Origin of the sequence: Fictibacillus halophilus, from assembly GCF_016401385.1 — a bacterium.
Lineage (GTDB): Bacteria > Bacillota > Bacilli > Bacillales > Fictibacillaceae > Fictibacillus > Fictibacillus halophilus.
The window spans coordinates 2050624-2076274 of record NZ_JAEACF010000001.1; the positions used below are offsets into that span (position 1 = coordinate 2050624).

The window sequence follows — 25651 nt, forward strand, 5'->3', positions numbered from 1 at the left end:
AGTTTAAACGATACCGAATCCATAATACAAACCTATGATTACAAACACAGCGATCGTTTTAATGATCGTCATCGCAAAAATATCGATATACGCTTGTTTATGAGTTAAACCAGTAACGGCTAACAAAGTAATAACAGCACCGTTGTGCGGAAGTGTATCCATTCCACCACTCGCCATTGAAGCAACACGGTGAAGTACTTCTGTATCAATACCAAGTTTGTCTGCTTGTGCAATATACGTTTCACTCATCGTTGCGAGTGCGATACTCATTCCGCCAGACGCAGATCCTGTAATACCAGCTAACGTCGTAGTCGTAACTGCTTCATTGATCAACGGGTCTTTGATTGTATTCGACATTGCCGAGTTTACTGCAGTAAAGCCAGGCAGTGCTGCGATTACACCACCAAATCCATACTCTGATGCTGTATTTAATGTAGCAAGTAACGCTCCGCCTATGGATAGATTGATCCCTTTATTAAAGTTGTTTTTAATTCTTTTGAAAGAGAACAAGAGAACTGTAATGATACCAATGATCAAAGCTCCTTCAACTGCCCATACAGCAGCAAGCGATGGTATTTGAATCTCAGGCACGTTCTTCATACCAATCGCAGAAAAATCAAACGTCTTTCCGTAATACTGAGGAATTAGGACGGTGAACCATTTATTGAACACTCCTACTAAAATAAGTGGAAGAATCGCTATAAAAGCATTTGGTAGATTTTCAGAATCCAGCTTTTCAGGCTCGTTGGTATGACCTGTTCCGTATCCTTCACCTTTTGCCGCCGCTTGTCTACGTCTCCACTCAAGGTAGATCATACCCAATATGAAAACAAACATTCCTCCGATAAACCCGAGCCACGGTGCAGCCCAAGTAGTTGTACCAAAGAAAGACGTTGGAATAATATTTTGAATCTGTGGACTCCCAGGAAAAGCATCCATCGTAAATGTAAAAGCTCCTAGTGCGATCGTACCGGGAATAAGTCGTTTAGGAATATCCGCAAGTTTAAAAAGTTCAGATGCAAACGGGTAGAGCGCAAAAGCAACAACAAACAAAGATACTCCACCATAAGTTAAAATCGCTCCAACGAGTACGATGGCAAGCATCGCTCTTGCAGGTCCGATCAGTTTGATAACAAACTGAGTGATCGATTTTGCAAAGCCTGACATTTCGATAACTTTTCCAAAAATAGCTCCTAGTAAGAAAACCGGGAAATAAAGTTTAATGAAGCCAACCATCTTCTCCATAAATACGCCTGAAAAGAAAGGCAATACGTGACCAGGTTCAGTAAGCAATACAGCAAACAATGCAGCGATCGGTGCAAATAGAATAACGCTGAACCCTCTGTAAGCTACGAACATTAAAAAGAATAATGATAATAAAATAATAATAATGTCCATTTCAATTCCCCCATTCTAACAATTTTACTTTTTTGAAGCGCTTTCATTTTTTTAGCATCATCACCTCTCCAAATGTAATACACGCTTTAATTCATTTGCAAGTTTCATGCCAACTTCAGAAAGGTATAAGAAGCAAGGTACACCCTTTAAATTTTCCGATAAATCGGAAAAAGTTCAGAGATCATTTAATTTTGTGAGTATAGAATTACAAAACTAAATAAAGAGGCCATGTAAAAATCGGTATTTAATTAACATAATGAAACTTTCCGAAAAAACGGACGTTGATTCCGGTTTTTCGGAAATACAGAATTTTGTATTAACGAATGTTATATTTTTTTATCTTATCATAAAGATTTGTCTTACCAATGCCTAGTTGTTTAGCGACACGCATTATATCCCCGTCCATCGTATCCAAATAGTAAGAGATCACATTTTTTTCAGTTTCTTGAATGTGTTCTTTAAGTGTCAGCTGCTTTTTATTGATTCCAAGCTTTTCTTTTAAAAAATCCGGAAAAACATCTAACGATAATCGGTCACTATGAGTAAGCTGGATGGCTGCTTCTACAAAATTCTTAAGTTCTCTCGCATTTCCTGGCCAGCTGTATTCTAAGAACGCTTCCTTTACATCATCATCTATACTCAAGATACGTTTACCTGTTTCAGCGCAGTTCAATCTGATAAAATTTTCTGCGAGTGGCCATATATCTTCTTTTCTCTCACGAAGTGGAGGTATTTGAATTTGCAGCACATTTATTCGATAAAACAAGTCTTCACGAAACGTATTCTCACTAATCAATCTCTCTAACGGGCGATTTGTAGCAGCAATCACTCGTACGTTTACTTTTTGCGTATGAACAGCGCCTACAGGCTCTACTTCTTTTTCCTGAAGAACACGCAGCAATTTTATTTGCATGCTTTGAGGTAGATCCCCGATCTCGTCCAAGAATAGAGTGCCCCCGTCTGCAAGCTGAAACTTACCTAACTTTCCGCCTTTTTTAGCTCCTGTAAATGCTCCTTCAGAATAGCCGAATAGTTCAGATTCAAACAAATGCTCAGGAACCGCACCACAATTAAGTTTTATGAAGGGCTTTCCACTTCTTTCACTTAATTGATGGATGCTATGAGCAAGCAACTCTTTGCCCGTTCCGCTCTCACCCCGGATTAATACTGATAAGTCTCCACTGGCAATATTCTTCACATGCTTCTTTACTTTTTGAACTTCTGCTGAAGTTCCTGCAAAATCATTCAATGTATAAGTCGCGCCATTTATTTCTTCCCACTCTTTTTTATAAAAATTGAGTTCATGAAGAAGTGCTTTTATGTGAGAGTTCATCTTTTTCCATTGCTCGGTATCTCTAAATATTACCGTACCAACAGCTCCTATTACTTTTCCTTCATTTAGGATAGGAATGCGGTTTGCTATCATATAGTTCCCTCTAATGAACTGAAGATCCGCAATCTCAACTTTTCCCTGTAAAACGTCTTTGTGCATTCTTGTATTTTCAATCACCTTTGTAACATGCTTTCCTATTACTTTTTTAGGATCTTCGCCTAAAAACTCGCAGTACGTTTTATTCATGTATCGGACGATTCCTTCATGATCAACAACGACTATCCATTCATAAGCACTGTCGATGATCGTCTCTAGAATGTTGTTCTTGAACAATGGATCTTGATCCAACATGTATATCACCTAATTCTGTAGAAAAGTAGTACATCTTTATGTGTAATTGTAACGCTTCCTACTAGAAAAGACAGCACATCGGCTGCCTCCTCATCATTTTTATTTTTTTCTGGCTACGAAAAAGATCCGTTCACTTTCTTCTGTCGGTTCGATTCCTTTGAAATCTGCTGAGATATCTAAGTGTTCAAACCCGCATTCATTTAACCAATTACAATAGTCGTCGACTGAGAATGTTCTTTGTGTATGAAGCTCATCATATCGTTCGTACGAATCTTCATTTTGCAAAAAGAAAGATAACTCGTGTTCTACACTATTTTCTAGCTCACCTTGATAGCATTGCCATATGTAAGATAGCTTTTCTTCATTACTACCAAAGGTTTGTCCAATAAAGATTTCATTGATCTTATGTAAAGAATGAACATCGAAAAGAAGAAGTCCTCCTGTTTTCAGGTGACTACCAGCTGAAAGAAAAGTTCTTTTCACATCTTCTTCTGTCAAAATGTAATTAAGCGAGTCACATAATATCGTGACACAATCAAAAACACCTAGTCCTTCTAACTCTCGCATATCTTGCTGAAAAAGGGAAAGATTCACTCTTTCTGCTTCGGCTTTTTCCTTTGCGACCATCAACATATCTGTGGAAAGATCAACCCCGGTAACATCAAAGCCTTCTTTCGCGAGTAAAATCGTCATCGAACCCGTGCCACAACCAACATCTAAAAACCGCTTTCCATCTTCTAAATGTTTAGAAGCGGATGTTTTCACAAATTCTAACCATTCAGTGTATGGAGCATCCTCCATCAACTCATCATAGAGATAGGCAAATCGCTGATAGCTCATCTACAGGTTCTGTTGCGGGGTAATAATGGCATCAACATCAATTCTACTGGCGTCTCCCCATAGTTTCTCAAGATTATAATAACTGCGGTCATCTCGATGGAATACATGAACAACGATGTTTGCCAGGTCGATTAAAACCCATCTTGCATGGTCATACCCTTCCATTCGGCGAATCTGAATATCATTCTCTAGCGCAACATCTTTCAGTTCCCTTGCAATTGCTTGGACTTGTTTCTCAGAATTACCATGACAGATAACAAAGTAATCTGCTACAAGCGAGATTCCTTCCATATCTAACACGGCAATGTTCTCTGCTCTTTTATCATCAGCGGTCTTTACGACCAATTCCATAAGCTCTTTTACGTTCATCCAGTGCACTCCTTCTCTTTTTTAAATTTAATCTCTTGAAGCAATCCGTTATACGCTTCAAACGTGAGTGGATAGATTTTTTGATTCTGTTTCATTAGAAAAGTAATTGTGTTCTTAACTGCCATCAAACACGCTTGATCAAGATCATTCTCTGCCATCTCTCTAACACTTTCCACACCTGGAAATTGACGATTCGGCTCGATGTAATCTGCTAAAAAAATCACTTTTTCAAGTGTAGTCATCGCTCCATTACCTGTTGTATGGTAATAGATAGCACTTAGAATATCTTCATCAGTTATTCCGACTTCTCTTTCAACTAAGTAGGCTCCTACTGGCGCATGCAATACTTCGTTTCCATAGAATAACAAGTCTTGTGAGAGTCCCTTGCTACGCACAATTTCTCTCATTTCTTCTTTTGGCCGAAATTTAGCATAATCATGAAATATGGCTGCTGTTTCTGCTTTTTTTTGGTCTACTCCATATTTCTTAGCTAAAGCAAGACTTGTTTCTTCCACTCCTAACGTATGGATAAAACGGTGCTCTGTCAGCTGTTTTTTTACAATTTCCAGTGCTTTAGTTCGTTCCATAAAGGTGGTTCTCCTTTATATAATTCCAGACCTCATCTAAGACATAGTAACGAATATTCTGCCCAACGCTTGATTGATTACGGATAAACGACGATGAGATCTCGATAATAGGTACTTCTACATGCTTTACTCGATACCTCTCCCAATGATGGTCAACGGCATATCCTGCACGACCGACACCTGCAAATTCAACAAGATCTTTCAACTCGTCAATCTTATGCCAACTGCTTAAGGAATGAACCATATCTCCACCCATTATAAAAGTGAAGGCTACTTGTGGATATTTTTCCTTCAGAAGACGAACCGTATCAATAGTATATGAAGGTCCACTTCTCTCAAATTCAAGCAAAGAAAGGGAAAACTGCTCATTGTTACCAATCGCTTTTTGAACCATTTCTATACGCTGGTCATCCGAGACTTCATTGTCTTTTTGTTTATGTGGAGGTGTAGAGGAAGGCATCCACCACACTTCATCTAAATGCAATTGAGTTAATGCCTCTTGAGCAATAAGCAGATGTCCGATATGTGGCGGATTAAACGTACCTCCAAAAAGGCCAATTTGTTTATTCATTACTCTGTCACTCCTTAAGGGAGTTGGATGCGTTTTTGGTTGATTGATTCTTTGTAAAGTACGATTGTACTTCCGATCACTTGAACTAACTGTGATTTCGAGCCAGAAGAAAGCTGTGATGCTACTGTATCTTTATCATCTTCACAGTTTTGAAGCACGCTAACTTTTATAAGCTCTCTCGCTTCAAGTGCTTCGTCAACCTGTTTGACTAAATTTGAATTAACTCCACCTTTACCAACCTGAAAGATAGGTTGAATATGATGTGCTTTTGATCGTAAAAAACGTTTTTGTTTACCTGTAAGCATAGTTACCTCCTAAGTTGTTCCATAACGACTTGTTTCATATTATTTGTATCTGGAAAAATGCCTGTCCACTTTTCGAATGCCATAGCTCCTTGCATAACGAGCATAGATACACCATTATCTGTTGTTGCGCCTAATTCCTCAGCTTCTCTAAGCCATCGAGTTGCTAGCGGATTATAAACGATATCACTTACCACCGCTTCTTTTTTTAGCAAGTTAAGGTTAAGTGGAATTGACTCGGTATCTGGATGCATACCCGCGTTGGTCGTGTTGATTAATACATCAAAACGAGCAAGATCTTCTTCGGCTTTTTGTAAAGACAAACCTTCTATACGTTCATCGTTCAAATCTTTTAATAAAGAATGAAGTCGTTCTTCTGAACGATTCGCTATCGCCAAATAAGCAGGTTCTTCCTTACTTAGTGCATAAGCGATAGATCTGGCAGCTCCGCCAGCTCCAATTAGTAGAACGTTTAAATCTGAAAGTGGCTTACTGATTTTTTCTTTTAAACCCAGCAAGAAACCCTTACCGTCTGTGTTATAACCGATCAATTTTCCATCTTTATTTACGACTGTGTTAACAGCACCTATCTCTTTAGCTTCCTCATCAATCTTATCTAGAAATGGTAGAATTGCTACTTTGTGAGGGATGGTAATATTACATCCTGCATAATTGCTTTCTTTCAGAAATTTAACGAACGCCTCTAATTCATCAGAAGTCACACGTCTTTTTTCATATGTTCCAGAAATACCGGTTTGCTGAAATGCAGCTGTTTGCATGACAGGTGATAAGGAATGATCGATTGGATCACCGATAACAAGTGCTTTAATCATGACGAAATTCTCTCCTTAAATTAAGGATTTTCGAACAGTTACAGCTACACCCTCGGGAGCATAGAAAGCCACCTTCGCACCTGCTTCTGGGAAAGTTACCCAGCCAAGACCAGAGATCACAACATCTGTTTTGCTTTCCTTTATAACAAATTCATAGCGTTTAAGCTTTGGAAAGTTCTCCGTATCTTCGGGAGGGGCTAACATGTCACCAAGATGTTTCTCATAAAGTTCGTCTGCTTTGTCGGTCTTAGTTCGATGTATATTCAAATGGTTTGAAAAATGGCAAACAAACGACTGTTTACCGCCTTTCATATAGTCCATTCTTGCAAGTCCACCAAAATACAACGTCTGCAATTCATTCAATTGAAACACCATAGGTTTTATTTCTTTTTTAGGCATGATGATATTCAATTCTTTTTTAGAAACAAAATGTGCCATTTGGTGATGATTAATGATCCCAGGCGTATCATACATGTGACTTCTTCCATCGAGTGGAATATCAATGAGATCTAATGTCGTTCCGGGAAAATGAGAAGTTGTAATAAAATCAGCTGCTTCCTCGCCGAATTGTTTGATTAAACGGTTAATAAACGTAGATTTCCCTGTGTTCGTGCACCCTACAACGTATACATCTTTTCCTTGGCGATAATGATCGATAGACTCTGCCAATTCCTCAATTCCATACCCTTTGTCAGCAGAGATCAATTTTACATCGATGGGCTTCAAGCCTAGCTCTTTTGCTTCCTTCTTCATCCAATGAATTACCTTATTAGGATTCACTGATTTTGGAAGCAGATCAAGCTTGTTTCCAACAAGAAGGATCGGGTTGTTCCCCGCATAACGATGAAGTCCCGGGAGCCAACTTCCATTAAAATCAAAAATATCAACGATTTTAACAACTAACGCATCTTCATCTCCAATACTCGAGACAATTTTACGATAATCATCATCTGTTAAACTTACGTCATGAATTTCGTTATAGTGTTTTAAACGAAAACAGCGCTGGCAAATAGGCAGATCTTTCGTCAGTGCCGAAAGAGGTGCGTATCCAAGCGCTTCTTTGTCTTCTGTTTGTATGGAAACTCCACAACCCACACATTTAATTTGTTCCAAACCTATTCCTCCCAATGCAGCATGCCTTTTCTTTTCATCCAAGACAATATGATGCGTTCAATCTTTCTGTTAAACCTTGTCCAAGTACCGTCACTGCTAGCCACTGGTACAACGAGTATAGTATGCAAACCTAATCGATTCCCACCTAGTACGTCAGTAAGAAGTTGATCTCCGATAACAACAACTTGTTCATTTTTCAGCTTCATATCTTTCAGAGCGCGCTTGAAAGCTTTGGTCATTGGTTTTCTAGCGCTGTAGATAAACGGAATGCCCACAGGGTCTGAGAAGCTCTTTACTCTATGCTGTGTATTGTTTGAAACAATTGTGATCAAAATACCTTTTTCTTTAATAGAAGTAAACCACTCGATCAATTCAGGAGTCGCTTCAGGTCTATCCCATTCCACAAGCGTATTATCCAAATCTGTGATAATACCTTTTACTCCTCGTTCAACTAACATTTCCGGTGTGATGTCCAGGATATTCTGAACATGTTGATCCGGTAAAAAATGTTTTAACATTCTAGCACCTCTTCACGTTTCCTTTTCAACGTATCTATTTTACCAGTAATGATAGGAAGTACAAACGATTTTTCTACAATAACTGTCATTATATATAAAATTCGAGCTCTTTCCATTAGGTTTTTCTGCTAAATCGATTATTTAAGTATGGCAACATTTTTAAGTTGTTAAAAATAGTCTAATTTAGAAAAAACAAAAAGTTTTCGACAATTTGTTCCCCTACCTTAAAGTGTGGATAATCTTATTCACATTATTCACCTAAGTATCAACTATCTTTCTTAAAGATGTTAACACTTTACCCACAACTTATCCACCAAACACTGTGGATAAACGAACGGTTGTTCCTTTTTACAATACATGGTAAGCTTCAAAGTACATAAAGCAAGTACATAAATCATGAACTTACCATCATATTCATTCAATATGAATGTAGAATACTTTTCACTTTTTTTATAAAAAAGCAGGAGGTGACCATGCCGCTTTTAAAGGGCTATATTATGGAAAAACTTTCAGACGACCTTTTGATTGAATCTTATTTAAAAGCTAGAGAACTGAAACTTAGTAATGACTTTATCTTACTCATAAAAAAAGAGATTGACAGAAGATCTCTTCATGCTAAATTACAGCAAGTTTTAATGTAGAGCGTAAATATACGCTCTATTTTTTTGTGGCCAACTCTCTTTCAACTTTTCGATATTCTCCTGGTTCAAATGTTATTTCAATCGGAATTTCCCACTGTTCCTCCCATGCCTGCTTATACTTCTTACTTAATGAAGCTGCCTTTTTGTATTGGTAAGATTTCATCTGAATCGCCACTACATATTTTCCATCTTCTTTTATCACCACTGCACGTTTAATAAGTTTATCTTTCGTAATTTCTCGTCTCATTTCTTCAGCAAGTGAAGATGCCGTCGAAACTCCTGCTTCAGAAAAGCTAATGTGCTTCCTATAGTATTCTCTAGGTTGAAACTCTGGACTCGTCTCATCTTTTTTATAAATAGAATCATTAAAACAGCCAGTTAGTTGAAACAAAATCAATAGTATTCCGTATGTATATGGTAGTCTCATTTTCAATCACCTCTCAAATAGGTTAGGTATTTTTTGGGAAGGATATTCAAGAGATCCAAACAATCTGATTAGAGAGTTTCTATTTGGTAAAGTATTTGCTAAAAAGGAAAGGTTTTGCTTACAATATAATGGACTATGACGATTATTCTTGGGTTTTAAGGAGGTTTACCGGTACTCATGTTGCATATCTACATACTCTTACCTTTTTTAGCAGCATTGTTAATTGGACTTGTTGCTAAGAAAGTATACCGGATCCATACTGGTTGGTTTGTTCTGCCTGTTCCAGTCGTGCTTTTTATCCTGTTTATTTCAAAATTGCCTACATTGGCAGAAGGGAAAATTGTTCAAAGCATCGCGAATTGGATTCCATCCCTCGACATCCAACTAAGTTTTTATTTGGATGGACTTAGCATGCTTTTTTCACTTTTAATAACAGGGATCGGATCCCTAGTCGTTCTCTATTCGATCTATTATTTATCAAAAAAAGAACAGCTCGTCCATTTCTATGTTTATCTTTTATTATTTATGGGATCGATGCTTGGCGTCGTTCTATCTGACAACGTATTCGTACTGTATACCTTTTGGGAGTTCACGAGTATCTCATCCTTTCTATTAATTGGATTTTGGTTTTATCGAGAACGTTCCACATATGGTGCACAAAAATCAATGCTCGTGACAGTTTTTGGCGGGCTGTCCATGTTAGGTGCACTCATACTCCTATCTATCGCAGCCGAAACGAACAGCATCCGAGAAATGATTGCTAATCGTTCTGAAATCATTGAGAGTGACTTGTTTATACCTATATTACTATTGTTACTGATTGGAGCTTTTACAAAATCGGCACAGTTTCCTTTTCACAGCTGGCTACCTGATGCGATGGAAGCACCAACTCCAGTTAGTGCATACCTTCACTCTGCAACGATGGTTAAAGCAGGGATCTATCTAGTAGCGAGGTTCTCTCTCATCTTTAGTGGGACGGATGTATTTTTCATCATCGTTTCTGGAGTGGGTCTGATCACACTATGTTTAGGATCGATTCTCGCGTCTCGCCAGACTGATTTAAAGGGAATTCTAGCCTATTCCACGATCAGCCAGTTAGGTATGATCATGACGATGCTCGGCTTTGGTAATGGTATTGCTACACTCGCTGCGATCTTCCACATCTTTAACCACGCTACCTTTAAAGGCAGCTTGTTTATGATAGCGGGTATTGTTGATCATGAAACAGGAACAAGAGATATCAGAAGACTTGGCGGACTCTATACGTATATGCCGATTTCCGCTACTCTAGCTTTCTTTGGAGCCTTCTCCATGGCTGGAGTACCGCTTCCGATCTTCAATGGTTTTTTAAGTAAGGAAATGTTCTTTGATTCATCACTAAAATTAGAACAAACGATCGGTTTTGCCGGAGCGTTTGCAGAGTGGATTCCATTGCTAGCCGTAATCGGAAGTATCTTTACATTCGTCTATTCTATGTATTTAGTATTTGGAACATTTACTGGTAAAGCCAAGTTAGATCAACTTGAGAAAAAACCTCACGAAGCGCCGATTGGCATGCTGATTTCTCCACTTATCCTTATTGGATTTGTCGTTTTGATCGGATTATTGCCAAACTTGATCAATGAGTCGATACTTGCACCAGCCGTTGCATCAGTAACAGGAGATTTGGCTTTTACTCACTTAGCCTTTTGGCATGGTTTTGATAATACGCCTTTGCATATGTCACTAGTCGTTGTAGCAGTCGGAACCATACTCGCTTTAACTTTAAAAAGATGGCAGCCCATCTACAACAGAGTACCTGGAAAGTTTTCAACCGATCGTATTTACCAGTCTATCGTAAACGGTCTATTGCATTTCTCGAGTAAACTTACGAAATTTTATATGACCGGTTCATTACGATTGTATACATCCATCATTCTTATATTCTTGGTTGTGTCTACATCGATATTTATATATGTGACAGATGGATTTAAAATATCATTCGATGACTTAGCACCTGTTACGTGGCCGGAAGTTTTAGTAGGTTTAGTTATGGCTGTTGCTGCAATTGCAACAATATGGATGACACAGAGAATAGCTGCAATCATTGTAATCGGAGTTGTAGGCTATGGTCTTTCATTGTTGTTCGTTTTCTTCCGAGCACCAGACCTCGCTCTTACACAGCTTATCGTCGAAACCATAACTGTTGCTCTTTTCTTGCTATGCTTTGCGCATCTTCCAAAGTTGCAGAAATCAGACAAGAAACCTTCTGAGAAGCTTGTAGATTTTGTTATCGCAGTTTCAACAGGTGCACTCTTAACAATAGTAGCGATCTCCGCTCATAGCTCTAAATATTTTGAGAGCATCTCAAAATATTTTGTAGATAATTCTTACAAGCTTGGTGGTGGAGACAATATCGTCAACGTCATCCTTGTTGACTTCCGTGGATTGGATACTTTATTTGAAATAGCAGTACTTGGACTAGCTGCTCTAGGCATTATTGCCATGATAAAATACCGGGATAAAGGAGACATGAACCAATAATGGAGATTCTTATGTCTATACTTGCCGGAACGTTATTTGCAGCCGGCGTTTATCTTATACTTCAGAAGCAGTTATTAAAAATTGTACTTGGTACGGCGCTTTTATCACATGGGGCTCATCTTTTTATCCTAACGATGGGAAAATTAAACCGTGGTAAACCTCCTATATTATTAGAGGGGGTCAAGAACTACACAGATCCTCTCCCTCAAGCGCTAATACTGACATCTATTGTTATAAGTTTTGGGGTTACAAGCTTTCTACTTGTACTAGCTTATCGAACCTATCAAAGCAACAAGACAGATATGATGGATCAGCTAAGGGGAACAGATGATGAGTAATTTAGTATTCTTGCCTATATTTATACCTTTGTTTTTCGGAGCTTTACTTGTTTTCTTTAATAAGAAACAAAAGGTAACGGTAAACATCTCATTTCTAGTGGTCTTGTTAAGTTTAGGTGTATCGATCTTCTTAAGTTATCATGTATTTTCATATGGACCTTTAATCTTGGAAACAGGTGACTGGAAAGCACCATACGGAATCATTCTTGTTGCGGACAAGCTGTCCGTCATCATGATACTCGCTGTAAATGTGATCACATTAACTGCAGCGATTTTTGCACTATCTTCCGTTACAGAAAAAATGGTGCAGCACTACTTTTACCCTTTGTTCTTCTTACTGATCGCAGGGGTGAGTGGCGCTTTCTTAACAGGAGATTTGTTCAATCTATTCGTGTTTTTTGAAGTATTATTGATGGCATCCTATGGATTGATTATTATCGGCGGTTCTAAGCATCAATTTCGTGAATCTGTAAAGTACATCTTACTTAATTTGTTTTCGTCCATTCTATTCGTTACAACCGTAGCCTTCCTCTACTCAGTGACGGGTACAGTAAATATGGCGCAACTCGGTGAACGTGTTGGCCAAGTAGAGCAACAAGGTATTTTAACGGGAATTGGAATCTTACTATTTATTGTTTTCGCAACAAAAGGTGCTCTATTTCCATTGTATTTTTGGCTTCCTAAATCGTATATCGTACCGTCACCAATCGTTTCTGGTTTGTTTGGTGCGCTGTTAACCAAAGTTGGTGTGTACTCTATGCTTAGGGTCTTTACACTCATTTTTTCTCACAAACTTGAGCTAACACACACGTTTTTCATTTGGATCGCTGCGATTACAATGATCATCGGAGTCATTGGTGCGCTTTCAACATCCAACGTAAAATTGATCATCGCTTATAATATCATGCCAGCCATTGGTTTTATGCTTCTCGGTATTGGAACGTTTTCAGCGGAATCACTTGCAGGTACGATCTACTATCTCGTTCATGATATGGCGATCAAATCCGCATTATTTTTCCTTGCAGGTCTTCTTGTTTGGCATGCTGGAACGTCAAATCTAAAAAAGATGGGTGGCTATATAAAAACAGCTCCATTTATGGGCTGGATGTTTTTTATCGCCTCTCTCATATTAGCCGGGATTCCGCCTTTTAGTGGCTTTATTGGTAAGTACCTTCTGTTAAGAGGTGCAATGGATGAAGAACATTATATTGCTGCGGGAATTGGATTATTATCGAGTTTGTTAATCTTATTTTCTGTGATCCGTATCTTTATCGGGGCATTCTGGGGTGAGCTAAAAGAAGAGCCGAAACAAGCTGTGAAAACTTCAGGATTAGCAGCATCTGCTGTATTAATCGCAATCTCTATCTTGCTTGGTGTTGGAGCAGAATGGTTTTATCCGTATGTTCAGGCAGCAGCAGACAGTTTGATCGATCCACAAATCTATATAGATTATGTATTAAAGGAGTAATTCCATGACATTTCAACTTATTCTAAATTTGCTGATCGGCGTCATTTGGATGTTTTTATCTGAGAGCTACTCTTTCGCAAGTTTTATAGTTGGATTTGTGATTGGGGCAGCTCTTCTCTACTTGCTGAATCGATTCATTCCTGATTCGTATTATTTTAAACATGTGAGAGCGATTCTTTATCTGATTTTTCTATTTATAAAAGAACTTCTTCTAGCTAATATTGAAGTTTTAAAATGGGTCTATAAACCCCGGCTTGATTTTCAGCCAGGAATACTCGCACTTCCAATTGACGTTAAGAAAAATTGGGAGATTACTTTACTAGCTAACTTGATCACCTTAACTCCTGGAACTTTATCTGTCGATGTCTCTAGAGATCAAAGATATATTTATATTCATGCGATCGATCTTCCAGATGTTAATGAAACTATCGTTAGTATTAAGGAATCATTTGAAAAAGCAATAAGGGAGGTAACACGATGACAGATTGGTTCTCCGTTGTTGTTCATGTTTGTTTATTCGTAACGACCATCTCGATTCTGCTTCTTCTCTATCGAGCGGTTAAGGGTCCATCAAATCCAGATCGTGTAGTAGCACTCGATACGATTGGAATTAATTTGATCGCAATCACTGGAATAATGGCGATAATTTTAGATACCGTTCAGTTAAACGATATCATCTTATTAATCGGCATATTGACGTTTATTGCAACTGTCTCTGTTGCAAAATTCTTAGAAAAGGGTGTTATCATTGATCAAGATCGTGATTAGCTTCTTCCTCATCGCTGGCACCTTTTTTATTTTCTCGGGAACACTTGGTGTACTCCGTTTTCCTGACGTTTACTCAAGACTTCATGCTGCTAGTAAAGCATCAACATTAGGAGTATCCGGAATTCTTATCGGCGCCTTTATCTATGTGTTGTCTGAAATGCATGTGTTCAGCGGTAAATTGATACTTGGAATCCTTTTTGTTCTACTAACTGCGCCAGTAGCTGGTCATATGATCTCAAGAGCAGCTTACAGAACAGGAGTACCACTTTCTGATAAAACGGTATTCAATGAACTTGAAAAGAAAGAAAGCTCCAATACTCCATAAATAATAGCTACTATTAATCACTTTCTCTTTGTCATATAATGATTAGAATGGGTATATAATTTTAAGCAACGAACAAGGATATGTTTATTTTTCAAAGGATACTTGTTTATCTCTTTGTACGATGCACACTTACTGCGTTCTAGCTGGTTACCCGCTTGAGGAGTGATTGTATGTTCATGCTCGAAAGAGAGCGTATTGATTCAACGTTTAAGAAAGTGAAGGGACAAACCGCTAACTTCTTAACATTGATCAATTTATCACTAGGAACTTTAGCTTTATTATTTATGATCTCAGGAGATTTGAAGTTAGGATTTGTCTTAATCTTTTTAGCTGGTTTGTTTGATCGTTTTGATGGAATGGTAGCCCGAAAGTTAAATATCGAGTCCGAGTTTGGGAAACAATTAGATTCTCTTTGTGACCTAATCTCATTTGGAATTGCTCCTGCATTTTTAATCTATCAAGTCGTCCTTCATCAGTTTGGTGTGCCCGGCATGATCTTCACCATTATCTTTATTGTTTGCGGTGCGATCCGGTTAGCTCGGTTTAACATTACAGAGTTTACTGGTTCATTTGTTGGTGTGCCGATCACTTTAGCTGGTTGTTTGATGGCTGCAGGTTATCTGACGGTTGATCTAGTACCGGGATTTCTCTATATGTTCCTGACGTTTGGATTATCTGTACTGATGATTAGTACGATTACGATTGAAAAAAGATGAATATGAGGTCATTTAGAAAGCTTGGCATTTTGTTGCCAAGCTTTTTATTGTGCGTTCCATTTTTTAGATCAGTATCCACCCGGGTATAAAGCTTGGTAATCTCAGAACTTTTTAAAATAATCCTAGAAATTTCAGTGTTAATTCAGCGAGTTTCTGCAATAATACGGCGAGATTTTTGTACATATCAGCGAGTCGACAAAGTTCGATATAAATAATCCACCCAATAGCCCCTTGCTCACTCCATATACATCTTGGCTTAGCTTTACAATTCTTGCTCAATAACAAACAAAGTCTCCATGTTCCATAAACTCCAAAAAAGCGAAAAACGGCAATTCCTAATAAGGAACTGCCGTTTCTAATCTTATTCTTCTGTTAATGCTAAAAACTCTTCCACATCGGCTGCAGCAAGCTCAATTCCTTTTAACCAGAAGTCTTGCTTCGTTACATCTATGCCAAGATGTTTTTGTGCGAGCTCTTCCACTTCCATCTTTCCTGTATCTTGTAGAAGTGCGATATATTTTTCTTCGAAGGAAGGACCTTCTTCTTTTGCTTTTGCATAGATTCCTGCAGAGAACAGATAACCGAATGTATACGGGAAGTTATAGAACGGAACGTCTGTAATATAGAAATGCAGCTTAGATGCCCAGAAGTATGGGTGATACTCATCGAGTGCACCGTTAAAGGCTTCTTTTTGAGCTTCTTCCATCAGTTCACATAGGCGTTCTACTGATAATTGACCCGCTTTTCTTTCTTCATACATTCTCGTTTCAAACAGAAAACGAGCGTGTATGTTCATGAAGAATGCTACAGAACGTTGAGCCTTATCTTCGAGTAATGCAATTTTCTCTTCTTTCGTTTTTGCGCTAGAAACGGCTGCATCAGCAACGATCATCTCCGCAAAAGTTGAAGCTGTTTCAGCTACGTTCATGGCATAATTCGTCGCGTAGTAAGGCATCTCTTTTAACACATCCGTATGGAACGCATGACCAAGCTCATGTGCTAACGTTGAAACGTTGCTTGGTGTTCCAGAGAACGTCATAAAGATTCTGGTCTCTTTCTTAGTTGGGAACCCGGTACAGAATCCTCCAGGTCTTTTACCAGAACGATCTTCTGCTTCAATCCAACCGTCTAGGAATGCCTTTTCAGAGAAATCAGCCATCTTAGGTGCGAGCGTACGGAAATGCTCTACAATAAACTGAGCCGCTTCGTCATAGCTCATCTTGCTGTTTGCAGAAGATAATGGTGCATCAACATCATACCAGCTTAATTTATCTAGACCTAAAAGTTTTGCTTTTCGATCTAAGTATTTAACGAAGATCTCTTTTTGAGAATTGATCGCGTTCCACATCGCTGAAAGAGTCTCTTCCTTCATACGATTGATCGCGAGGGGCTCTTTTAATGTTTCTTCCCAGCCTCTGTGCTTGTAGATCTCGTTTCTAAATCCTGCGATGTGATTTAGTGAAGCTGCACAGAACTCACCTTCATGATCCCATGCTTGAACAAATTTTTCGAACGTATCTTTTCTCACGTTACGGTCAGGACTTGAAAATTTATTCTCCGCTTGCCCAACTGAGAGTTCTTCTTCTTTTCCATCGATCTCAACTTTTATGGAGATTCTACCTACCACTAGATCGTACAACGTTGACCAAGCATGATAGCCGTCAACTGCTAAATCGTTAATTAATGACTCTTCTGAGATACCAAGCTTTTCTTTTGCATTCGTTCTTCTCTCGTTTAACGAGAACGCAATATGCTCGTATTCTGGTTGACTCATCAGATCTTTCCATGCATCTTCCGAGATATCCATTAACTTCTGATCGATTACTGAACCGACGTTAGAGAATGCAGCGTAAACCGATTCTAATCTACCACGAAGTGCCATCGCCTTTTTGTCTTTTACATCTTGAGCGATCAAACATCCAATGAAAGCTCCTGCAGTTGATAATCTTTCAGAAAAACTTTGAAGTTCTTTAATGAGTGATAAGAAGTTTTCGTTTGAAAACGTGAAGGAATCCGCTTTTTTTGCTAATTCTTTCGCTTCGTGCTCCGTCCAATTTATTTCAGCTAATAAATCTTTAGATTCACTACCACCAGGAAAAACGGAATCAAGTTCCCATGTTTGTCTTAAATCTTGTAATAACATTATTTCTCCCCCATATGTACATATTTCCACTCTTTTCTTATTATAAAAAATATTCAAACAAAAATCGACTAAGAAGTTTATTTTTTTGATTTATTTTTTGAATTATATATAGAATTCGGTTTACCAAGGTAAACAAAAAAGAAGCTCTTCTCAACAAGAAGAACTCCTTTACACCTGTTATTCAGCGATTGAAACATAAACAAAATAGGCCAGCATCACTACGAATGATCCATATAATACAGCATCTTGCATAAGAACCCCTCCTGGTTTTTTACCTATTCTATTCCCTGTTTTTTATATCTAAACACCAAGTTATCGAACTTGCTTTCCTAAATTGGCTTTTGCCTGCTGAATGAGTTCTTTTACCATTCTTCCGCCGATCTGCCCGCCTACTTTTCCAGCGTCTTTTGACGTGATCGTACCGTTATATCCTTTTTGTAAGTTCACACCCATGTCTTTAGCTACTTCATACTTCACATCATCTGGTGACTGATCTGATACGTTATAACCCGCTTCTCTCATCACTTTTGCTTTTAACCGATCAAGCCCTTCTCTAGCTTCTGGGACGATAGGCTGACGCTTTCTTCTTGCCATATATAAAAACTCCTTTTTTTCTTTAGTTTGTCCGGAGAAAAAAATAAAAAGACTGTAAATGTTACCAGTCTTCTTAAGGAAGTATTTATCGTTCTGATTGCTGGCGGCTTCGGTAAAATTCGTGAAACAGCTTCATAAGCGCTCGCTTTTCGATCCTTGAAACATAACTTCTAGAGATTCCTAGCTGTTTTGCGATCTCACGCTGTGTTTTTTCTTTTTGAAGATCGAGTCCAAATCGGCCCACGATCACTTCTTTTTCACGGTCATCCAACACATGAATATAATCGTATATCTTTTTCTTTTGCATCTTTAATTGGATAGCATCAACGACATCTTCTGTTTCTGCTTTCAACACATCGATCAATGTAATCTCATTTCCTTCTTTGTCCGTTCCAATCGGGTCGTGGAGGGAAACATCTTTTTTTGTTTTCTTTAGAGCCCTTAGATGCATCAATATTTCGTTCTCGATACATCGAGCTGCATAAGTTGCAAGCTTCGTCCCCTTTCCTCTTGAGTAACTCTCAATGGCTTTAATCAGTCCGATCGTACCAATTGATATTAAGTCTTCTGTATCTTCACCGGTGTTTTCAAATTTTTTAACGATATGAGCAACGAGCCTTAAGTTGTGCTCGATCAACATGGCTCTTGCATGTTCGTTTCCTTCGGCCATCTCTTTTAAGTACTGCTTTTCTTCATTTTCAGACAGGGGCTGAGGAAATGCATTATTTTTCACATATGATACAAAAAGCATAACTTCCTTAAAAAAGTAAGCCAACACACCTACTAATGACATGACAGCACCTCCAAAGACGTTTCTCTATTCCCTTATCTTTATGCGGTGCTGGGCTTGGGTGTGTCTGTACATATAAAATCACACGGAACCTTTTTATTTTTTATAACGTACTAGAAATAAATGGTTCAAATATAAAGTTATCCATACTATAATGGAGCTTGGAATGAGGTGAAATTGTGAATAAAACAAAAAAACTTATTGCAGGTGTTTCCTCTGCATCTGTTGCAGTCATGCTCTCTGGTTGTAACGATCAAGCGCAAGATATTCCACCAGAGCCAACTGATTCGGAATGCCAGGATTGGGAATGGGATGAAGATGATGGGGTTTATGAATGTGATGATACGGGTTCTCGCTATTTTGGTCATTATTACCATGGTGGAACTTACTACAAAGGAAAGAGCAGCTTGCTAAAAAGTTCTGCTTATAAATCCTACAAAAGTAGTTCTAGTTTTAAAGGCGGCGGATCTGGTTTCGGAGGAAGCAGTGGATTTGGCGGATAAATTTTGAGGAGTTGTGAAGATGGAGAACTTATTTCTAAATTTTGCCCTTTATGCGGCGACAGGGCTCGGCTTACTTTTTGTCGGCTTTATCATTTTCGAATTAACAACAAAAACGAAAGAGCTTCAACTAATTAGTAAAGGAAATTGCGCAGCTGCTTTATCACTTGGCGGACGACTATTTGGTCTTGCTTTTGTCATTGGATCATCTATCGCAAACTCGTTGAGTATTATTGATCTGTTGATCTGGGGAACGGTTGGAATTATCGCTCAAATCATAGCCTTATTTGTAGCAGAACACCTAGCGATTCGTTCGAGCATCTCAAAAGCGATTGACGCAGATAACAAAGCAGTTGGACTTCTTGTCATGTTTTTAAGTGTTTCTGTTGGTTGGGTCATCGCTCAGTGTCTTACATATTAAGAAAAAAAAAGCATGTGGCATGTGCCACATGCTTAAATTTTTTCTCCAACATACATAACATAAACAGCACGGTCTTCATCTATTTCAGCTGAATCACGTAAATACTGTCCTTTACCTGGTATATCCACTACGTCTTTTAACAAATATCGTATAACATCCCAATGGCTGTTTAAAGCTTGCGTATGAAGTACAGGCATGTCTCCTGAAGAGTTATAAGAGCGGAATTCTAAAAATATCCCTCTTCCTTTGTAACTCGTTTCCTCCGTAAATCTTCGAGCTTTCCCTACTTCTTTTACGATTAAAATTTCCTCGCTACCATTCATCTCATTTGACTGTAGCTCGTACTCTTTTCCACCTGTTACAAAAAATTCACAGAGCTGACGAGCATATTTTTCATCGTTATGCATGTTTTCTGGAATCTTATACGTTAAGAAAGCTTCATATTCGTTATCTCTTTCGATAAAATAAGTGAGTTCCATTATTTTCATCCTCTTTTTTATTTGTTATGTTAATCATACCAGTTTACAGTTTTATATGTATGTTTTGGAGGTAATCACACACATGACCTATATAGATAATAGACAAAAATTTTATAATCAGCTACCTAAGTTCTGGGCCGATATGTATGGTCAAGAATATGCTTTATATGAACCTGCTGAAATCTCAGAAGATGCTGTAAAAGATGCGAGACTTCTTGGTGAAAGAGGTGGCCATATTTTGTTTAAGACGGCTTCCCTTCTGCAATCTGAAAACATTGAAGATGATACGTTGCAGCTACTAGGTTTTCCAGCAGCTCTTAATTCTTTTCTTCGCCATCAAACTCCATTAGCTAAAACAGTAATCGGCAGAATCGATTCGGTCGAAACCCCTGAAGGTCATAAAATAATGGAGTTTAACAGTGATACTCCCACCTTTATTTACGAATGCTTTAAGGTCAACGGTTTGATCTGTAAGCATCACGGATATAGAGATCCAAACGAAGAAAAAGAAAAACAATTACAGGACGCTGTACGCTCCTCCATCTTGAGTGCCTATCGACATTTAAAAACGGAGCATGCACCTCATATCGTCTTTACAGCACATGACGAGAACATTGAAGACAAACAGACTGTTCTTTATCTAAAGGAACTTTCAGGATTTCCCTCTCAATTTGTACCTTTGGATGAATTGGTCATACGAAAAGGAATCGGTTTATTCGATCAAAACGGGAAAAAAATTGATGTACTCTATAGACAGACTTTTCCCATTGAGCTTCTCATTCAAGATGTAGATAAAGTGACGAACGAGGATATCGGGTTACAGCTTACTGAGCTTGTGGTTCAAAATAAATTGGCCATCATCAATCCACCATCAGCCTTTTTATTACAGAGCAAAGCCATTTTAGCCGTCATTTGGGGGTTACACGAAGAACGCTCTCCTTACTTTTCAAGTGAAGAACACGAATGGATCGAACGCTATTTCTTACCTACTTATCTTGAGCCTGACACGTTTTTAAAAAACAAAGAAAAGTATGTGCAAAAGCCCGTATTTGGAAGAGAAGGAGATACGGTTCGTATATTTGATGGTAACGGCTGCATGATAGATCAAGACAAACATCATAGTTATGACAACTATGTAAGTGTTTATCAAAAGCACGTATCACTTCCAAAAATGACATTTCAATCTCAAAAAGGTGTTCAAGAAGGCTACCGAATGACAGGAACATTTATCATTAACGGAAAACCAAGTGCTTTTGGTTTTCGTATTGGAAACGCAATAACCGATAACCTATCTTATTTCTTGCCTTCTTGTATAAAAAAGTAGCGCGTGCCTGATCGGCACGCGCTACCTTTATTTTTTACAGCCATGATGACAAATTATAAGATGCCTTTTCTTTAGCACGGTCATAAAGTGTTTTTACTTCCAGATCACGTGCGTAAAGTTCATCAGAACGATTATTTCTTTTAATAGAAAAGGTTATCGTTACAAAAAACAAGTGTAATGTAAACATAAATTTATTAGCTCCTTCATTTCAATCGTATTTTTTCCCTCAGGTTGAATCTTTCTCCGTTAAAAGCCAAGTTAGCAGTGTAATTCCAATCATTATCATTTTCTTCTCCTCCTTTAAAGATTTATAAAAAAACACCGCAGAATAACCCCTGCGGTGTTAAAAAAGCACATAAAAAACCGCAGGTATTCGACCTGCGGTGTCTTTTAAATAAAGTTAAATAGACATACTGCTCTGATTGGCGGTCGAACGTAAAGATTTATTCAGTTGGTAAATCGTTTTAATGTACATCATCATTTTGTTCAACCTCCTTTTTAAAATTTACTTTACTTAGAAAACCTTACACTAATTACCAAGAAGTGTAAAGAGTTTTTTATCCTAAATAATTATATGCATCTGAAATCGAAAGTTTACAAAAAAAGTAGAGGTTTTCTATAAATAGGCAATACCTTTACAAGATAATTATGTGTACACTTTCACAAACTTTTACTATAATGATGAGTGTAAAGGGGGAAACACAAATGATACATCCTAAGGTCATCTTTGCTTCAACCCGGCCTTTTTCATTAACAGCTTCAGTCATTCCCGTCATATTCGGGACAATTCTTGCATTGCAGTGGACAAGCATTCATTGGACTACTTTCTTTCTAACACTTATTGGTGCTGTTTTTCTTCAGTGCGGAACAAACTTAGTGAACGACTATTTTGATCATGTAAAAGGTGCGGATATTCCCGGGTCGTTAAGCCCATCAGGCGTCATCGACCGAAAAGAGATGACGCCTCGCCAAGTATATATCACAGGACTTATTTTCTTTGGTCTAAGTATTATCGTGGGACTTATATTAACTGCACTTACCGGCCCTGTTGTTCTCTACTTCGGGATTCCGTCACTACTTGTAGGTTACTTTTACACAGCTACTCGTTATGCGCTTGCTTACAACGGATTAGGTGAGATCGCATCTGGAAGTACGTTAGGTATTCTCGCAGTTGTTGGTTCGTTCTACACTCAAACTTTAACTTTAAATACAGAAATCTTTTTAGCGGCGATTCCTAACGCTCTTCTTGTTATGGCTATTTTGCATGCTAACAACTTGCGTGACTTCGATACAGATAAACAGATCGGTAAAACAACTGTTGCTGGTTTGATCGGAAGAAAAGCATCCCGACTAGAATATTATGTTTTAATGCTTGGTGCGTATGTAAGTTTATTAGCACTTATATTCTTAGACATCTTACCGCTTTGGAGTCTGCTTGCTGCAATTACCCTACCTATAGCGTTAAAAGGGTTAAAGATTGCGATCTCTACATGGGATGCCAAAGAATTAAACAAAGCACTTGGCTTAACAGCACTTCTTCATATGGCTTTTGGTATTCTACTTTGTATAGGTACTTTAACTGGCATCCTTTTATAAACGTGAAAAAGTCCACTTCTAGAAAGTGGACTTTTTCTTTTAACCTTTTCCAGCTTGAAACCCTGGATATAATGTCATTCCGCCATCAGCAATCAGCGTTAATCCTGTAACATAACTTGCTTGGTTTGAAGCTAGCCAAACCGCAGTCGCTGCGATTTCCTCTGGCTCACCAATATATCCCATAGGAATTAACTTTAAGACTCCTTCTTTTTGTTTTGGATCGGAAAACTTTTCAGCATTGATCGGTGTATTGATCGCACCTGGCGCAATGCTATTGATTCTGATGCGTTTAGGAGCATATTCAAGTGCTAGCGTTTGTGTCATCAGCTTAATTCCGCCTTTACTTGCTGCGTAATGAACAAAATGCGGCCATGGAATGATCTCATGTACACTCGACATGTTGATTATGGCTCCTTGGATATCATGCTCTAGGAAGTAGTCGATCGCTTCTCTGCAACCTAAAAACTGGCCCGTTAAATTCGTAGATATGACTTTGTTCCAATCCTCCAATGTTAGCTCATGGGATGGCACTTCATTTTCAATACCTGCGTTGTTAATCATGATGTCTAGCGATCCAAACTCACTAATTGTTTTTTCAATAAGTTGTTTGATGTCACTTTCTTTTGTTACATCTCCTTGAACAGCAATTGCATTTCCACCGCTATTCTTAATTTCCTTAATCATTTCTTCTGTTTCTTTCACTTGCTTATCTGAATGAAAATTAATCACAACATTCGCTTGTTCTTGTCCGAATCTTAGTGCACAAGCTTTACCGATACCTGTGGCCGCGCCTGTGATAATAACCGTTTTTCCTTTTAAATCTGGATACATCTTGTTCAGCTCCTCTATGATTTTGTAAATCCTAACATGACGCCGCCTGCTATAATGAGAACACAGCCTGAGATCACCCAAATGATCTCTTTCTTGCTTCTTTTTTCACCTAATAAGAAGATTCCTCCGAGTGTTGATATGATGATACCCGTCTGTGAAAGCGAGAAGCTTGTCGCGATTCCGATAAGAGGCAATGACAGCAGCAGGGTCAAATTACCTGTGCTCCAAATCAATCCTGTTAAAATATTGCGGACAGAGTACTTATTGAAAGGTTTATGTTTAAAAGATAAAACGAGCGCACCTATAAACATCCCTACAGCCTGTGGTAGGATCGCCTGCCATCCGTTCAATTCAAACCATCTTATAATTACGACGTATGTAACATATCCAATCGTTGAAATGAGGAGAATGGTAAGTCCTTTCTTAAAGTTTTGTTTGTCCTTTTGATCACCTTGTTCACTTCTTCTTGATGTTAATAAGGCTCCCGCTATAATTGCACAGATTGCAATAATTCCGATGATAATCTCCGTAGTTGTTTTCCATTCATGAAAAACGATGACCCCGAACAATGTTGTTCCGAACAACTGCATGCCTGTTGAAAGAGGAACAATCTTAGAAACCCCTAAATAATCAACACTAGCAAATTGGTTCCGCTGTCCGATCACCCAGAAGATTCCTGATACGATACCGATCGCAAATACTGTGATATTAAGATTAGGCTGCACGATAAAGAATGCAACAATTGAAAACAATAGAGCTCCAAGTGTCATTCCAAATGTTTGACTGTGAAAGTCTCCGCCGAGTTTTTCGCTCACTAACACGATACTTCCCCAGCAGACTGCTGTAATAAGTGCCCAGATGATACCCACTAACTCCACTTCTTTCTCTAATATAGATTATTAAAACTTAGTATGACCTTCATCGGCCGTTCTGTATCCATACCCGATTGTTCTATCCGAATAAACTATCTAATTTGAACTTATGAAAGCCTGGAAAATTAAGCTTTTTTAGTCAAATCACCCCTGCAGTTTTGCGGAAACGCTTTCTTTTAAATTCCGTTTTGAGAACATAAAAAATACCGCCCCTACTGAAGGGACGGTACGTGAAATTATCTATATCGTTTACTCACTTAATTCTTGTAATTGTGTTTTGCACTTTCTTACGACTCTATACATAAGTGCAGTGAACCCTAAGCACGTTGTAGATGCAATACCTAGTGTGATGGATTGAACAAAGTTTTTGTCTTCAACAGGAAGTACCAGTCCTAAATAAAAGAACGTGCTAACAGCCAATAAAATAAAACCGAAGCGCTGGTAGTCAGCGATTTTCTTTTGAATGAATTCAGCATTGTTTTTCATAACGGTGTCTACCTCCTACTCCTAATCTCTATATAAAGGATAACATAGGTAAGATAGCAACCTACCAAGCAGATTTTGACAAAAGCGTGAAGTAATTTTGTCTAAATTGTGATCATACATTAGCTTTATTCAATTTATTTTAAAGATAAATTTAACTTATAATCATTCGATTCAAAAATGTTCATTGTCGCGTT

Annotated in this window: 31 protein-coding genes; 12 read left to right on the plus strand and 19 right to left on the minus strand. The window is 38.2% G+C overall.

From position 1 onward, the window contains the following. Nucleotides 1-3 precede the first annotated feature (3 nt). The 10 genes from I5J82_RS10750 to I5J82_RS10795 form a co-directional block, all read right to left on the minus strand. Complete coding sequence (locus I5J82_RS10750; RefSeq protein WP_198767848.1) at nt 4-1398, minus strand: GntP family permease; 1395 nt, start codon at nt 1396-1398, stop codon at nt 4-6. A gap of 316 nt (nt 1399-1714) precedes the next feature. Next, nucleotides 1715-3082, minus strand: a complete 1368-nt coding sequence (locus I5J82_RS10755) for a sigma-54 interaction domain-containing protein (RefSeq protein WP_198767849.1) — start codon at nt 3080-3082, stop codon at nt 1715-1717. 99 nt (nt 3083-3181) lie between these two features. Continuing rightward, nucleotides 3182-3922: a class I SAM-dependent DNA methyltransferase gene (locus I5J82_RS10760; RefSeq protein WP_198767850.1), complete on the minus strand. Its 741-nt coding sequence runs from the start codon at nt 3920-3922 to the stop codon at nt 3182-3184. Further along, nucleotides 3923-4291, minus strand: a complete 369-nt coding sequence (gene rsfS, locus I5J82_RS10765; RefSeq protein ID WP_198767851.1) for a ribosome silencing factor — start codon at nt 4289-4291, stop codon at nt 3923-3925. It abuts the gene before it with no gap. Beyond that, nucleotides 4288-4878 (minus strand): bis(5'-nucleosyl)-tetraphosphatase (symmetrical) YqeK, encoded by a 591-nt coding sequence (gene yqeK, locus I5J82_RS10770; RefSeq protein ID WP_198767852.1) that lies wholly within the window; start codon nt 4876-4878, stop codon nt 4288-4290. The genes rsfS and yqeK overlap by 4 nt, the downstream gene beginning before the upstream one ends. Next, entirely contained in the window at nt 4865-5449 is a 585-nt protein-coding gene (locus I5J82_RS10775; protein WP_198767853.1) for a nicotinate-nucleotide adenylyltransferase, read from the minus strand. Before I5J82_RS10775 ends, yqeK begins: the two co-directional genes overlap by 14 nt. A gap of 14 nt (nt 5450-5463) precedes the next feature. Continuing rightward, nucleotides 5464-5754, minus strand: coding sequence for a ribosome assembly RNA-binding protein YhbY (gene yhbY, locus I5J82_RS10780; protein WP_198767854.1), 291 nt, complete (start codon nt 5752-5754; stop codon nt 5464-5466). 2 nt (nt 5755-5756) lie between these two features. Beyond that, nucleotides 5757-6584: a shikimate dehydrogenase gene (aroE, locus tag I5J82_RS10785; RefSeq protein ID WP_198767855.1), complete on the minus strand. Its 828-nt coding sequence runs from the start codon at nt 6582-6584 to the stop codon at nt 5757-5759. Between the two features lie 15 nt (nt 6585-6599). After that, entirely contained in the window at nt 6600-7703 is a 1104-nt protein-coding gene (gene yqeH, locus I5J82_RS10790) for a ribosome biogenesis GTPase YqeH (protein ID WP_198768989.1), read from the minus strand. Next, nucleotides 7700-8215, minus strand: coding sequence for a YqeG family HAD IIIA-type phosphatase (locus I5J82_RS10795; protein WP_144698934.1), 516 nt, complete (start codon nt 8213-8215; stop codon nt 7700-7702). Before I5J82_RS10795 ends, yqeH begins: the two co-directional genes overlap by 4 nt. Nucleotides 8216-8712: 497 nt before the next feature. On the opposite strand from I5J82_RS10795, the gene sda reads away from it, so the two are divergent. Further along, nucleotides 8713-8856: a sporulation histidine kinase inhibitor Sda gene (gene sda, locus I5J82_RS10800; RefSeq protein ID WP_198768990.1), complete on the plus strand. Its 144-nt coding sequence runs from the start codon at nt 8713-8715 to the stop codon at nt 8854-8856. Nucleotides 8857-8872: 16 nt separating this feature from the next. On the opposite strand, the gene I5J82_RS10805 is transcribed toward sda, so the two are convergent. Beyond that, nucleotides 8873-9283: a hypothetical protein gene (locus I5J82_RS10805; protein WP_198767856.1), complete on the minus strand. Its 411-nt coding sequence runs from the start codon at nt 9281-9283 to the stop codon at nt 8873-8875. Between the two features lie 177 nt (nt 9284-9460). Between I5J82_RS10805 and I5J82_RS10810 the strand changes: the two genes are divergently transcribed. The 7 genes from I5J82_RS10810 (at nt 9461) to pssA (ending at nt 15421) form a co-directional block, all read left to right on the plus strand. Then, a complete protein-coding gene (locus tag I5J82_RS10810; protein ID WP_198767857.1) occupies nt 9461-11806 on the plus strand; it encodes a Na+/H+ antiporter subunit A in 2346 nt (781 codons plus the stop codon). Then, a complete protein-coding gene (locus I5J82_RS10815; RefSeq protein ID WP_198767858.1) occupies nt 11806-12144 on the plus strand; it encodes a Na(+)/H(+) antiporter subunit C in 339 nt (112 codons plus the stop codon). Before I5J82_RS10810 ends, I5J82_RS10815 begins: the two co-directional genes overlap by 1 nt. Beyond that, nucleotides 12137-13612: a Na+/H+ antiporter subunit D gene (locus I5J82_RS10820; RefSeq protein ID WP_198767859.1), complete on the plus strand. Its 1476-nt coding sequence runs from the start codon at nt 12137-12139 to the stop codon at nt 13610-13612. Before I5J82_RS10815 ends, I5J82_RS10820 begins: the two co-directional genes overlap by 8 nt. Before the next feature lie 4 nt (nt 13613-13616). Next, the gene (locus tag I5J82_RS10825; RefSeq protein WP_198767860.1) at nt 13617-14093 is read left to right on the plus strand and encodes a Na+/H+ antiporter subunit E; all 477 of its coding nucleotides are present in this window, start codon (nt 13617-13619) and stop codon (nt 14091-14093) included. Then, nucleotides 14090-14380, plus strand: coding sequence for a Na(+)/H(+) antiporter subunit F1 (locus I5J82_RS10830; protein ID WP_198767861.1), 291 nt, complete (start codon nt 14090-14092; stop codon nt 14378-14380). The genes I5J82_RS10825 and I5J82_RS10830 overlap by 4 nt, the downstream gene beginning before the upstream one ends. After that, on the plus strand, nt 14352-14705 hold the full coding sequence (mnhG, locus tag I5J82_RS10835) for a monovalent cation/H(+) antiporter subunit G (protein ID WP_332873653.1): 354 nt from the start codon (nt 14352-14354) through the stop codon (nt 14703-14705). The genes I5J82_RS10830 and mnhG overlap by 29 nt, the downstream gene beginning before the upstream one ends. A gap of 170 nt (nt 14706-14875) precedes the next feature. Beyond that, on the plus strand, nt 14876-15421 hold the full coding sequence (gene pssA / locus I5J82_RS10840; protein ID WP_198767863.1) for a CDP-diacylglycerol--serine O-phosphatidyltransferase: 546 nt from the start codon (nt 14876-14878) through the stop codon (nt 15419-15421). 361 nt (nt 15422-15782) lie between these two features. Here pssA and I5J82_RS10845 read toward each other — a convergent pair whose 3' ends face one another. From I5J82_RS10845 to sigK, 3 genes are all read right to left on the minus strand, one after another. Beyond that, nucleotides 15783-17564 carry a M3 family oligoendopeptidase gene (locus tag I5J82_RS10845; protein ID WP_198767864.1) on the minus strand — a complete coding sequence of 594 codons (1782 nt, stop codon included), beginning with the start codon at nt 17562-17564 and terminating at the stop codon, nt 15783-15785. Nucleotides 17565-17876: 312 nt separating this feature from the next. Continuing rightward, nucleotides 17877-18158: an alpha/beta-type small acid-soluble spore protein gene (locus tag I5J82_RS10850; protein WP_191753749.1), complete on the minus strand. Its 282-nt coding sequence runs from the start codon at nt 18156-18158 to the stop codon at nt 17877-17879. An 85-nt stretch (nt 18159-18243) separates the two neighbouring features. Further along, the gene (gene sigK, locus I5J82_RS10855) at nt 18244-18951 is read right to left on the minus strand and encodes an RNA polymerase sporulation sigma factor SigK (RefSeq protein ID WP_066237772.1); all 708 of its coding nucleotides are present in this window, start codon (nt 18949-18951) and stop codon (nt 18244-18246) included. A 176-nt stretch (nt 18952-19127) separates the two neighbouring features. Here sigK and I5J82_RS10860 point away from each other — a divergent pair, with 176 nt between their 5' ends. Both I5J82_RS10860 and I5J82_RS10865 read left to right on the plus strand, forming a co-directional pair. Next, nucleotides 19128-19451: an aminotransferase yhxA gene (locus I5J82_RS10860; RefSeq protein WP_198767865.1), complete on the plus strand. Its 324-nt coding sequence runs from the start codon at nt 19128-19130 to the stop codon at nt 19449-19451. Between the two features lie 19 nt (nt 19452-19470). Beyond that, nucleotides 19471-19869: a DUF350 domain-containing protein gene (locus I5J82_RS10865; RefSeq protein WP_198767866.1), complete on the plus strand. Its 399-nt coding sequence runs from the start codon at nt 19471-19473 to the stop codon at nt 19867-19869. 32 nt (nt 19870-19901) lie between these two features. On the opposite strand, the gene I5J82_RS10870 is transcribed toward I5J82_RS10865, so the two are convergent. Beyond that, entirely contained in the window at nt 19902-20348 is a 447-nt protein-coding gene (locus I5J82_RS10870) for an RNA helicase (protein ID WP_233096462.1), read from the minus strand. An 82-nt stretch (nt 20349-20430) separates the two neighbouring features. On the opposite strand from I5J82_RS10870, the gene I5J82_RS10875 reads away from it, so the two are divergent. After that, nucleotides 20431-21672, plus strand: a complete 1242-nt coding sequence (locus tag I5J82_RS10875) for a glutathionylspermidine synthase family protein (RefSeq protein ID WP_198767868.1) — start codon at nt 20431-20433, stop codon at nt 21670-21672. Between the two features lie 34 nt (nt 21673-21706). Here I5J82_RS10875 and I5J82_RS10880 read toward each other — a convergent pair whose 3' ends face one another. Then, on the minus strand, nt 21707-21859 hold the full coding sequence (locus I5J82_RS10880; RefSeq protein ID WP_198767869.1) for a YrzI family small protein: 153 nt from the start codon (nt 21857-21859) through the stop codon (nt 21707-21709). Between the two features lie 518 nt (nt 21860-22377). Between I5J82_RS10880 and menA the strand changes: the two genes are divergently transcribed. Continuing rightward, complete coding sequence (menA, locus tag I5J82_RS10885; protein ID WP_198767870.1) at nt 22378-23268, plus strand: 1,4-dihydroxy-2-naphthoate octaprenyltransferase; 891 nt, start codon at nt 22378-22380, stop codon at nt 23266-23268. A gap of 39 nt (nt 23269-23307) precedes the next feature. Here the strand turns inward: menA and I5J82_RS10890 are convergent, their stop codons facing one another. From I5J82_RS10890 to I5J82_RS10900, 3 genes are all read right to left on the minus strand, one after another. Then, a complete protein-coding gene (locus I5J82_RS10890; protein WP_198767871.1) occupies nt 23308-24099 on the minus strand; it encodes a glucose-1-dehydrogenase in 792 nt (263 codons plus the stop codon). Nucleotides 24100-24113: 14 nt separating this feature from the next. Continuing rightward, a complete protein-coding gene (locus I5J82_RS10895) occupies nt 24114-24968 on the minus strand; it encodes a GRP family sugar transporter (RefSeq protein WP_198767872.1) in 855 nt (284 codons plus the stop codon). Nucleotides 24969-25220: 252 nt separating this feature from the next. Next, on the minus strand, nt 25221-25457 hold the full coding sequence (locus I5J82_RS10900) for a YrhC family protein (protein WP_066396410.1): 237 nt from the start codon (nt 25455-25457) through the stop codon (nt 25221-25223). Nucleotides 25458-25651: the final 194 nt, after the last annotated feature.